This is a genomic window from Bacillus sp. LR--39 (genome assembly GCF_053613335.1).
In genome coordinates, this window is record NZ_JBSIOT010001236.1 from 1 (window position 1) to 595 (window position 595).

2 pseudogenes are annotated in these 595 nt (G+C 53.6%); both read right to left on the minus strand.

From position 1 onward, the window contains the following. Nucleotides 1-191: pseudogene (locus ACWHAR_RS29645) on the minus strand (class D sortase); the annotation flags it as partial. Next, nucleotides 188-595, minus strand: a pseudogene (locus tag ACWHAR_RS29650) (endonuclease); the annotation flags it as partial. The pseudogenes ACWHAR_RS29650 and ACWHAR_RS29645, both read right to left, overlap by 4 nt.

The window sequence follows — 595 nt, forward strand, 5'->3', positions numbered from 1 at the left end:
GCGGGCTTAAATGAAGCGGGGGCCGATGGGTGCTTAGCCGAACGGGCGGATTGACTCGATGCAATGCCTTCTTTTGCTTCAGTTAAAGAAAGATCCGTCTGTCTGTTCATATCGAATATTTTCCAGCCGCCGTATGCAAAAGTGGCAAGCCCCGCTATCATCAGCAGAAACGATAACATCTTGACTTTCATAGTCTCGCAATACCCCTTTTCCGCATATAAAGAATCGCTCCGAACATAAACGTCAGGAAGCCGTATAAAAGGAATCCGCCGTAAGCTGCCGCCGTATCGGGTAGCTTGCGCTCTTCACGCTCGTCTGGCAGAAACGCATCATTTGACAGACCGTCCATCTTCTCCGCAGGCGCATCTGATCCTTCACCGGTCGTCATGCCCGCAACAGGAATAGCGCCGCTCCTTGAAGCATTGCCGGTACCGTCATGAACCGGACTTTCTCCGGTGTCATTGCCGGGTTTCCCCCCATCGCCCTTATCACCAGACGGTTTTTCTTCGTCATTCGGATCAGCGCCTCCGCTTCCGGGTTTTTCTTTGTCATCTGGATCAGCCCCGCGTCCGGGCTGTTCTCCCGGACGCGAATC